The sequence below is a fragment of the Nocardioides bruguierae genome (assembly GCF_023656415.1).
GTDB classification, from domain to species: Bacteria; Actinomycetota; Actinomycetes; order Propionibacteriales; family Nocardioidaceae; genus Nocardioides; species Nocardioides bruguierae.
In genome coordinates this window covers 48,877-57,899 of sequence record NZ_JAMOIL010000029.1, presented here as the reverse complement: position 1 = coordinate 57,899, position 9,023 = coordinate 48,877, and the positions used below count along the sequence as shown (strand labels likewise).

The window sequence follows — 9,023 nt, the reverse complement described above, 5'->3', positions numbered from 1 at the left end:
CCAGGATCAAACTCTCCATCGAAAACCCACACACAGTGTGAGATGATGCAAAATCAATCACTGACAGAAAGAACCTGACAAACTTGTCAGAATCATCGTCAAAGAAACCCACCCACCAACACAACCAGACCAAAGCCCAGCCATGCCAACGAGAGGGGCATAAACAAACTAATTCGTCGACTATCAATGACACACTGTTGAGTTCTCAAGAATCACACGCACCCGGCGCATCGCGTCTCCGCTCCGCTGCCGAGGCAACCTGCAGAAACTTACGCAGTCTGCCCGGCCGTGTCAACTCAGTCGAGCCGACCCGCCGAGCGGACCGAGATCCGCTTCTGGTCGCCGAGCCAGGGCGCTTCGCTGGCGGCCTGACCGGCCACTCCGCTCCGCGACGTTCCCGGCGACGAAGAGAACATTACAGACGTGTTGCCCTGAGGCCAAATCCAAGTTGCGTGGCCTGCGCCTCACCCCTGCGGAGGCCTCTTCCGGGGCGTCGCGGGCCGATACGCCGACACGCTCGGGTCCCCGGTCAACCACCACCGCCACGGTCGCTCCGGTGCCTGCCGCAGCCCCACGCGAGGACCGGTGGAGACCCGATCCGGTGGCGGCGGCTCCCCTGGCTCCAGCTGAGGACCGTCGCCGTCCAGGAGTGGTGAGCCGTCGTCCTCGAGCCGCAGGGCCAACGCGCGGACGAGCCGTGCCGGGCCACGGGCGAGGTCGCGGTCCCGGATCCCCGGGCGACGGTCGCGGGCGACGTCCAGGCCGGAGACGACCTCCCCGGCGCGGAGCAGGACGGCGCTGCCGTGCCCCTCGGGGCCCGTCACCACGTTCGCGCAGACGTGCATCCCGTAGGTGAAGTAGCAGTAGAGATGGGCGGGCGGGCCGAACATGGACGCGTTGCGCCGGGTCCGCCCCCGACAGGCGTGCGAGCCGGGGTCGTCCGCTCCTCCGTACGCCTCCACCTCCGTGAGCCGCACCGTGACGTCCCCGTGGGTGAGGTGGGCACCCAACAGCAACGGCGCCACCGTCTCCGGTGGCGCCGTCCAGTCGATCATGTGCCGGGGCAGGGCTCAGGCCAGTCGCGCGCGGAGTGCCTCGGCCCGGGCCAGCAGCTCGGCGTGCTGCTCACGCACGCGCACCGGGGCGGTGCCACCGCGACCGTCGCGCGAGGACACGGAACCCTCGACCGTCAGCACCTCGCGCACCCCCGGGGTCAGGTGCGGGGAGATCTCGGCGAACTGCGCGTCGGTGAGGTCGGCGAGCTCGATGCCCAGCTCCTCGCAACGACGCACGCAGGCGCCGGCCACCTCGTGCGCGATGCGGAACGGCACGCCCTCGCGGACCAGCCACTCCGCCACGTCCGTGGCCAGGGAGAAGCCCTGGGGGGCGAGCTCGCCCATGCGCTCGGAGTCGAACACGAGCGTGGCCACCTGGCCGGTGAAGGCCGGCAGCAGGACCTCGAGGGTGTCCACGGAGTCGAAGACCGGCTCCTTGTCCTCCTGGAGGTCGCGGTTGTACGCGAGCGGTAGCGCCTTGAGGGTGGCCAGGAGCCCGGAGAGGTTGCCGATGAGACGACCAGCCTTGCCACGGGCCAGCTCGGAGATGTCGGGGTTCTTCTTCTGCGGCATGATGCTCGACCCCGTCGACCAGGAGTCGTGCAGCGTCACGAACGCGAACTCCTTGGTCGCCCAGAGGATGATCTCCTCGGCCATCCGCGAGACGTCGACGCCGATCTGGGCCGAGACGAACGCGAACTCGGCGACGAAGTCGCGGCTGGCCGTGCCGTCGATGGAGTTCGCGGACGAGCCGGTGAAGCCGAGCTCCGCGGCGACGCCGGTCGGGTCCAGGCCGAGGGACTGGCCGGCCAGCGCACCCGAGCCGTAGGGCGAGTCGCCACCGACGCGGGCGTCCCAGTCGCCGAGGCGGTCGACGTCGCGCAGCAGCGACCAGGCGTGCGCCATCAGGTGGTGGGATAGCAGCACGGGCTGCGCGTGCTGGAGATGGGTGCGGCCGGGCATGACGGTCGGCGCCGTGGTCTCGTCGCCGAGGTGGGCGGAGGCCTGGTCGGCGATCGCGGTCACCAGGTCGAGCACGAGGGCCGACACGACGCGGGCGTGGTCGCGCAGGAACACCTTGAACAGGGTGGCGATCTGGTCGTTGCGCGAGCGACCGGCGCGCAGGCGGCCGCCCACGTCCGGGCCGACCTCCTCGAGCAGCAGCCGCTCGAGGGCGCCGTGCACGTCCTCGTCCGAGACGTCGGGGTGCAGCTCGCCCGCGGCGAACCGCTCCCCCAGCACCGTGAGGCCACGGAGCAGCTCGGCGTGGTCGGCGTCGGTGAGGAGCCCGGCTCGGTGCAGCGCGTTGGCGTGCGCCCGGGAGCCGGCCAGGTCGTAGGGGGTCAGCCGCCAGTCGAAGTGGGTGGAGCGCGAGAGCGCGTCCAGCTCGGGCGAGGGTCCGCCGGCGAACCGGCCGCCCCAGAGCTTGCCGGTGTTGGTGCCGTGCTCGGTGCTCACTTCTCTGCTGCCTCTCCTGACCGCGGGTGCGCGGTGGTCATCTTCTCAGCGGCTCGGCCCTGCGACCGCCGCCGCCCCGGTGCGGACCGGGTCGCGTCACGACCCCCGCCCCGCGACGGGGTGCGGGGGTCGTGACGACGGGACGTGTCAGTCGTTGCCGGACTCGAACGCGACGTGGTCGAGCGCCTGGCTGCCGTCCTTGATCTGGTCGTTGGCGGTGATCCGGTCGCGGCCGCCGGCCTCGATCTCGCCGTAGAGGGTGCCGTTCTCGACGAGCACCTGGCCCTGGTCCAGCGGCTGGAGCGCGTACTGCTCCAGCTTGTCGCGGGAGTCGGCGATGTCGAGGTTGCGCATGGTGAGCTGACCGATGCGGTCCAGCGGACCGAACGCGGCGTTCTCGGTGCGCTCCATGGAGAGCTTCTCGGGGTGGTAGCTGAACGCCGGGCCCTCGGTGGAGAGGACGGTGTAGTCCTCGCCGCGGCGCAGGCGGATGACGACCTCGCCGTGCACCAGCGAGGCGATCCAGCGCTGGATGCCCTCGCGGATCATCAGCGCCTGCGGGTCGAGCCAGCGGCCCTCGTAGAGCAGGCGACCCAGCTTGCGGCCCTCGTTGTGGTACTGCGCGATCGTGTCCTCGTTGTGGATCGCGTTGACCAGGCGCTCGTAGGCGATCCAGAGCAGCGCCATGCCCGGCGCCTCGTAGATGCCGCGGGACTTCGCCTCGATGATGCGGTTCTCGATCTGGTCGCTCATGCCCAGGCCGTGGCGGCCGCCGATGGCGTTGGCCTCCATGACCAGGGCGACCGGGTCGTCGAAGGTCTGGCCGTTGATGGCGACGGGCCGACCGGCCTCGAAGCGGATCGCGACGTCCTCGGTGTCGATCTGCACCGACGGGTCCCAGAACTTCACGCCCATGATCGGCTCGACGGTCTCCAGGGAGACGTCCAGGTGCTCCAGGGTCTTCGCCTCGTGGGTGGCGCCCCAGATGTTGGCGTCGGTGGAGTAAGCCTTCTCCTGGGAGTCGCGGTAGGGCAGGCCGTGCTCGACGAGCCACTGGCTCATCTCGGTGCGCCCACCCAGCTCGGAGACGAAGTCGGCGTCCAGCCACGGCTTGTAGATCCGCAGGTCGGGGTTGGCCATGAGGCCGTAGCGGTAGAACCGCTCGATGTCGTTGCCCTTGAAGGTGGAGCCGTCGCCCCAGATGTCCACCCCGTCCTCGCGCATCGCGCGGACGAGCATGGTGCCGGTGACGGCGCGACCGATGGGGGTGGTGTTGAAGTAGGCGCGGCCGCCGGAGCGGATGTGGAAGGCGCCGCAGGCGATCGCGGCCAGGCCCTCCTCGACCAGCTGACGGCGGCAGTCGACGGCACGGGCCAGCTCGGCGCCGTACTCCATCGCGCGGCCGGGGACGCCGGAGATGTCGGGCTCGTCGTACTGGCCGATGTCGGCGGTGTAGGTGCAGGGCACGGCGCCCTTGTCGCGCATCCACGCGACGGCCACCGAGGTGTCGAGGCCGCCGGAGAACGCGATGCCCACGCGCTCGCCGATGGGCAGCGTGGTCAGGACCTTGCTCATGGATTGCTCCTGTTGGTGCTGGTTGGTTCAGGGGAACGTGCGGGGTTCTGCAGCCGGCGCTCAGGCCGGGTTGTTGCTCGCAGCCAGGTCGAGGAAGCGCTGCGCCAGCGCCTCGCCGCCGCGCGGGTCCCGGCCGATGACGAGCACGGTGTCGTCGCCGGCGATGGTGCCGAGGACCTCGCCGAGGTCGGCCTTGTCGAAGGCCGAGGCAAGGTACTGCGCCGCGCCCGGCGGAGTACGGAGGACGACGAGGTTGGCGCTGGACTCCGCGCTGACGAGCAGCTCGCCGCACAGCTTGGCCAGCCTCGCACGGCCGGCGGCGGTCTCGGTGCCGACGACCGGCCTGCGGTCACCGCCCTCGGCGGGCACCGCGTAGACCTGCGGGCCCTCCGCGGAGCGGATCTTGATGGCCTGCAGCTCGACCAGGTCCCGCGAGAGCGTGGCCTGGGTGACGTGGACGCCGGCCTCGGCCAGCATCGCGGCGAGCTCGACCTGCGAGTGCACGGCCCGCGTCGACACCAGCTCGATGATGAGCTGGTGCCGGGCGGACTTCGTGCCGGGGCGCAGGGCGGACTCGGTCATGGTGCTCACGCCTCCACCGGGACCGCCGCCGCGGCCTGCGCCGAAGACGGCGTGGTGTCGGTGCGGTGGGCCAGCAGCCAGGCGAGCACGGCCTTCTGGGCGTGGCGACGGTTCTCCGCCTCTTCCCACACGGCGCTGCGCGGGCCCTCGAGGACCGAGGTGGCGATCTCCTTGTCCCGGTAGGCCGGGAGGCAGTGCAGCACGATCGCGGCGTCGTCGGCGTGGGCCAGCAGGTCCTCGGTCAGCGACCAGGGCGCGAAGATCGCGGCACGGGCTGCGGCCTCGTCCTCCTTGCCCATCGACACCCAGGTGTCGGTGACGACGACGTCGGCGCCGGTGACGGCCTCGACGGGGTCGTGGTGGCCGGAGACCGACCCGCCGGTGGTGGCGGCGATCTCGGCGGCGCGGGCGAACATGGCGTCCTCGGGCAGGTAGCCCTCCGGGCCGCCCATCCGCACGTGCATGCCCGCGGTCGCGCCGGCCAGCAGCCAGGAGTTGCCCATGTTGCAGGCGGCGTCGCCGATGAAGGCCACGGTGACGCCGGCGAGGCGACCCAGCCGCTCCTGCACGGTGAGCAGGTCGGCGATGAGCTGGCACGGGTGGAAGTCGTCGGTGAGCGCGTTGACCACCGGGATGCCGGCGTTCTCGGCCATCCGCTCCAGGTGGGACTGGAGGAACGTGCGCCACACGACGACCGAGACCTGGCGGCCCAGCACGCGGGCGACGTCCTCGACGGACTCGCGCACGCCGATGCCGGCGAGCTTGCCCTCGACGAGCATCGGGTTGCCGCCGAGCTCGGCGATGCCGGCGCCGAACGAGGTCTGGGTGCGCAGCGTGGGCTTGTCGAAGATCATCGCCACCGACTGCGGGCCCGCCAGCGGCTTGGCGCCGTACGGGTCGGCCTTCATCTCGGCCGCGAGCGCGAGGACCTCGGCCTGCTCGGCGGGCGAGAGGTCGTCGTCACGGAGGAAGTGGCGCACCTCAGCCACCGGCCTTCGCGGCTGCCCAGGCGGCGTCGAGGATGCCGGGCCAGTCGGCCAGGAACGCGTCGGCCTCGGCGCGGGTGAGCACCAGCGGCGGGGCCAGCCGGATGCGCGTCGGGGTCGGCATGTTGACGATGTAGCCGGCCGCCTGGGCGGCGTCGACGACCGCGGCGGCGACGGGCTCGGCCAGGTCGAGGCCGATCAGCAGGCCGTGGCCGCGCACCTCGGTGACCCGCGGCTCGGCCGCCAGGCCCGCCCGCAGGTGCTCGCCCAGGCCGGTGACGTGCTCGAGGAGGCCGTCGGACTCGATGGTGGTCAGCACGGCCAGCGCCGCGGCGCAGGCGACCGGGTTGCCGCCGAAGGTGGTGCCGTGGTTGCCCGGCTGGAGCAGGTCGGCCGCCCTGCCCAGGCCGACGACGGCGCCGATCGGGTAGCCACCGCCGAGGCCCTTGGCCAGGGTCACGACGTCGGGGACGACGCCGGAGCGCTGGTGCTCGAACCACAGCCCGGTGCGGCCCACGCCGCACTGGACCTCGTCGAACCACAGCAGGGTGCCGTGCTCGTCCGCGATCGAGCGGGCCGCCGCGAGGTAGCCGTCGGGGGCCACCACGACGCCGGCCTCGCCCTGGATGGGCTCGAGGCAGATGGCGGCGGTCTCGTCGGTGACGGCCGCGGCCAGGGCCTCGGCGTCGCCGTAGGGCACGAAGGTGACGTCACCGGGCAGCGGCTCGAACGGCTCGCGGTAGGCGGCCTTGCTGGTCAGCGCCAGCGCGCCCATGGTGCGGCCGTGGAAGCCGCCCTCGGCGACGACCACGTGCGTGCGTCCGGTGCGGCGGGTGAGCTTGAAGGCGCCCTCGTTGGCCTCGGTGCCGGAGTTGGCGAGGAAGACCTTGCCCTGGGCCGGACCGGCGTCGCCGCCCAGCAGCGCGAGCAGCGTCTCGGCGAGCTCGACCTGCGGGCCCGAGGTGAAGAAGTTGGAGATGTGGCCGAGCGTGCCGAGCTGCTCGGTGACGGCCTTCATCATCGCCGGGTGGGCGTGGCCGAGGCTGTTGACGGCGATGCCGCCCAGCAGGTCGAGGTAGGCCTTGCCGTCGGCGTCCCACACCGTGGAGCCCTCGCCGCGCACGAGCGCGAGCTTCGGGGGCCCGAAGGTGTTCATCAGGGCGTCGGTGTAGCGGCCGACGACCTGCTCCTGGGTCTGGTCCTGGGTCTGGGTGCTCATCACTTCACCACCGCCTTCTGGCGGGCCTTCCGGATCTTGGTGTCGACACCCGGCAGCACCTGGGTGCCGACGCCCTCGTCGGTGAACAGCTCCAGCAGCACGGCGTGCTTCTCGCGGCCGTCGACGACGGTGGCGCGCGGGACGCCGGAGGCGACCGCCTTCCGGCAGGCCTCCATCTTCGGCACCATCCCGGCGGCGAGCGTCGGCATGAGCACCGCGAGGGTCTCGGGGCTGATCTCGTAGATGACGTCGTCGGAGTCCGGCCAGTCGCGGTAGAGGCCCTCGACGTCGGTGAGGACGAGCAGCTTGTCGGCGCCCAGGGCGATGGCCAGGGCGGCCGCGGCCGTGTCGGCGTTGACGTTGTGCACGGCGCCGTGGACGTCGGGGGCCACCGAGGAGACCACGGGCACGCGGCCGGCCTCGATGAGGTCCATGATCGTCTCCGGCCGCACCTTGGCGACCTCGCCGACGAGGCCGAGGTCGACCTCCTCGCCGTCCACCACGGTGTTCGCGGGCTCGGCGGTGAAGAGCCCGGCGTCCTCACCGGACATGCCGACGGCCAGCGGGCCGTGCTCGTTGATCAGCCCGACCAGCTCGCGCTGGACCTGGCCGACGAGCACCATCCGCACGACCTCCATGGCCTCCGGCGTGGTGACGCGCAGGCCGCCGCGGAACTCGGACTCGATGTTGAGCCGGTCGAGCATGGTGGAGATCTGCGGGCCGCCGCCGTGCACGACGACCGGCTTGAAGCCGGCGAAGCGGAGGAAGGCGATGTCCTCGGCGAAGGCGCGCTTGAGGTTGTCGTCGGTCATGGCGTTGCCGCCGTACTTCACCACGACGATCTTGCCGTAGTAGCGCTTCATCCAGGGCAGCGCGGCGGCGAGCACGGACGCCTTGTCCGGGTCGGCCGGCGGCACCTGCGAGAAGTGCATGTTGGCGGGGTCGATGGCGGCGGGGATGTCGGTGTTCTCGCTCATGAGGAGTAGGCGCTGTTCTCGTGGACGTAGGCGTGGGTCAGGTCGTTGGTCCAGACGGTGGCGCGAGCGTCGCCGGACTTGAGGTCGATCGTCACGGAGACCTCGCGACCGGTGAGGTCGACGGTCTCGGGGTCGGCGTCCGGGGTGCTGTTGCGGCACACCCAGATGCCGTTCATGGCGACGTCGAGGTCGGCGGGGTCGAACTGCGCACCCGTGGTGCCGATCGAGGCCAGGACGCGGCCCCAGTTGGGGTCGTTGCCGAAGATCGCCGCCTTGAAGAGGTTGGAGCGGGCCACGCTGCGCGAGACCTCGACGGCCTCGTCCTCGGACGCGGCGTTGATGGTGCTGATCGCGATCTCGTGGTCGGCGCCCTCGGCGTCCTTGAGCAGCTGCATCGCCAGGTCGGTGCAGACCTGGGTGAGCGCCTCGGTGAAGTCACCGAGCGGCGGGGTGATGCCGCTGGCGCCGGACGCCATCAGCGTGACCGTGTCGTTGGTCGACATGCAGCCGTCGGAGTCGAGCCGGTCGAAGGAGACCCGCGTAGCGGCGCGCAGCGCGGTGTCGAGGTCCTCGGCGGAGACGACCGCGTCGGTGGTGATGACGACGAGCATCGTGGCCAGCTGCGGGGCGAGCATGCCCGCGCCCTTGGCCATGCCGCCGATGCTCCACCCGGCGCCCTCGACGACGGCCTGCTTGGAGACCGAGTCGGTGGTCATGATCGCCTCGGCCGCCTCGGCCCCGCCCTCGGCGGACAGCCCGGCGGCGGCGTTCTCGACGCCGGCCAGGAGGTCGTCACGGTCGTTCTTCATCCCGATCAGGCCGGTGGAGCACACCACGACGTCGATCGCGCCGACGCCGAGCAGCTCGCCGACCTTCTCGGCCGTGGCGTGGGTGGTCTGGAAGCCGTCCGCGCCGGTGTAGCAGTTGGCGCCGCCGGAGTTGAGGACGACGGCCTTGACCGTGCCGTCCTTGACGACCTCCTTGCTCCACAGGACCGGGTTGGCCTGGCAGCGGTTGGCGGTGAAGACCGAGGCCGAGGTGAACGTGGGCCCGTCGTTGACGACGAGCGCGACGTCCTTGGCGCCGGTGGACTTCAGGCCGGCGGCGACGCCGGCGGCCCGGAAGCCCGCGGGGGTGGTGATGCTCATGGGTGATCCTGTCTGGTCCTGGC

8 protein-coding genes are annotated in these 9,023 nt (G+C 71.4%); all 8 read right to left on the bottom strand.

Translation table 11 applies throughout. The features are described 5' to 3' along the window. Positions 1–464: 464 nt before the first annotated feature. The 8 genes from M8330_RS17940 to argJ all read right to left on the bottom strand — a co-directional run bounded on the left by M8330_RS17940 (position 465) and on the right by argJ (position 9,000). Positions 465–1,055 (bottom strand): DNA-3-methyladenine glycosylase, encoded by a 591-nt coding sequence (locus tag M8330_RS17940; RefSeq protein ID WP_250828436.1) that lies wholly within the window; start codon positions 1,053–1,055, stop codon positions 465–467. A gap of 15 nt (positions 1,056–1,070) precedes the next feature. After that, a complete protein-coding gene (gene argH, locus M8330_RS17935; RefSeq protein ID WP_250057307.1) occupies positions 1,071–2,513 on the bottom strand; it encodes an argininosuccinate lyase in 1,443 nt (480 codons plus the stop codon). A 147-nt stretch (positions 2,514–2,660) separates the two neighbouring features. After that, on the bottom strand, positions 2,661–4,088 hold the full coding sequence (gene argG, locus M8330_RS17930; protein WP_250057318.1) for an argininosuccinate synthase: 1,428 nt from the start codon (positions 4,086–4,088) through the stop codon (positions 2,661–2,663). Positions 4,089–4,148: 60 nt separating this feature from the next. Further along, positions 4,149–4,670, bottom strand: a complete 522-nt coding sequence (locus M8330_RS17925) for an arginine repressor (RefSeq protein WP_250057494.1) — start codon at positions 4,668–4,670, stop codon at positions 4,149–4,151. 5 nt (positions 4,671–4,675) lie between these two features. Beyond that, positions 4,676–5,650: an ornithine carbamoyltransferase gene (gene argF / locus M8330_RS17920; protein WP_372490261.1), complete on the bottom strand. Its 975-nt coding sequence runs from the start codon at positions 5,648–5,650 to the stop codon at positions 4,676–4,678. A gap of 1 nt (position 5,651) precedes the next feature. Further along, positions 5,652–6,875, bottom strand: coding sequence for an acetylornithine transaminase (locus M8330_RS17915; RefSeq protein WP_250828434.1), 1,224 nt, complete (start codon positions 6,873–6,875; stop codon positions 5,652–5,654). Continuing rightward, positions 6,875–7,807 carry an acetylglutamate kinase gene (gene argB / locus M8330_RS17910; protein ID WP_250057496.1) on the bottom strand — a complete coding sequence of 311 codons (933 nt, stop codon included), beginning with the start codon at positions 7,805–7,807 and terminating at the stop codon, positions 6,875–6,877. Before argB ends, M8330_RS17915 begins: the two co-directional genes overlap by 1 nt. Before the next feature lie 41 nt (positions 7,808–7,848). Continuing rightward, positions 7,849–9,000, bottom strand: a complete 1,152-nt coding sequence (gene argJ, locus M8330_RS17905; RefSeq protein WP_250057324.1) for a bifunctional glutamate N-acetyltransferase/amino-acid acetyltransferase ArgJ — start codon at positions 8,998–9,000, stop codon at positions 7,849–7,851. Between the last annotated feature and the right edge of the window lie 23 nt (positions 9,001–9,023).

Coding starts and splice junctions, on each gene's coding strand:
- M8330_RS17940 (WP_250828436.1), bottom strand. CDS start 1,055: ATGATCGACTGGACGGCGCCACCGGAGACGGTGGCGCCGTTGCTGTTG.
- argG (WP_250057318.1), bottom strand. CDS start 4,088: ATGAGCAAGGTCCTGACCACGCTGCCCATCGGCGAGCGCGTGGGCATC.
- M8330_RS17925 (WP_250057494.1), bottom strand. CDS start 4,670: ATGACCGAGTCCGCCCTGCGCCCCGGCACGAAGTCCGCCCGGCACCAG.
- M8330_RS17915 (WP_250828434.1), bottom strand. CDS start 6,875: ATGAGCACCCAGACCCAGGACCAGACCCAGGAGCAGGTCGTCGGCCGC.
- argB (WP_250057496.1), bottom strand. CDS start 7,807: ATGCACTTCTCGCAGGTGCCGCCGGCCGACCCGGACAAGGCGTCCGTG.
- argJ (WP_250057324.1), bottom strand. CDS start 9,000: ATGAGCATCACCACCCCCGCGGGCTTCCGGGCCGCCGGCGTCGCCGCC.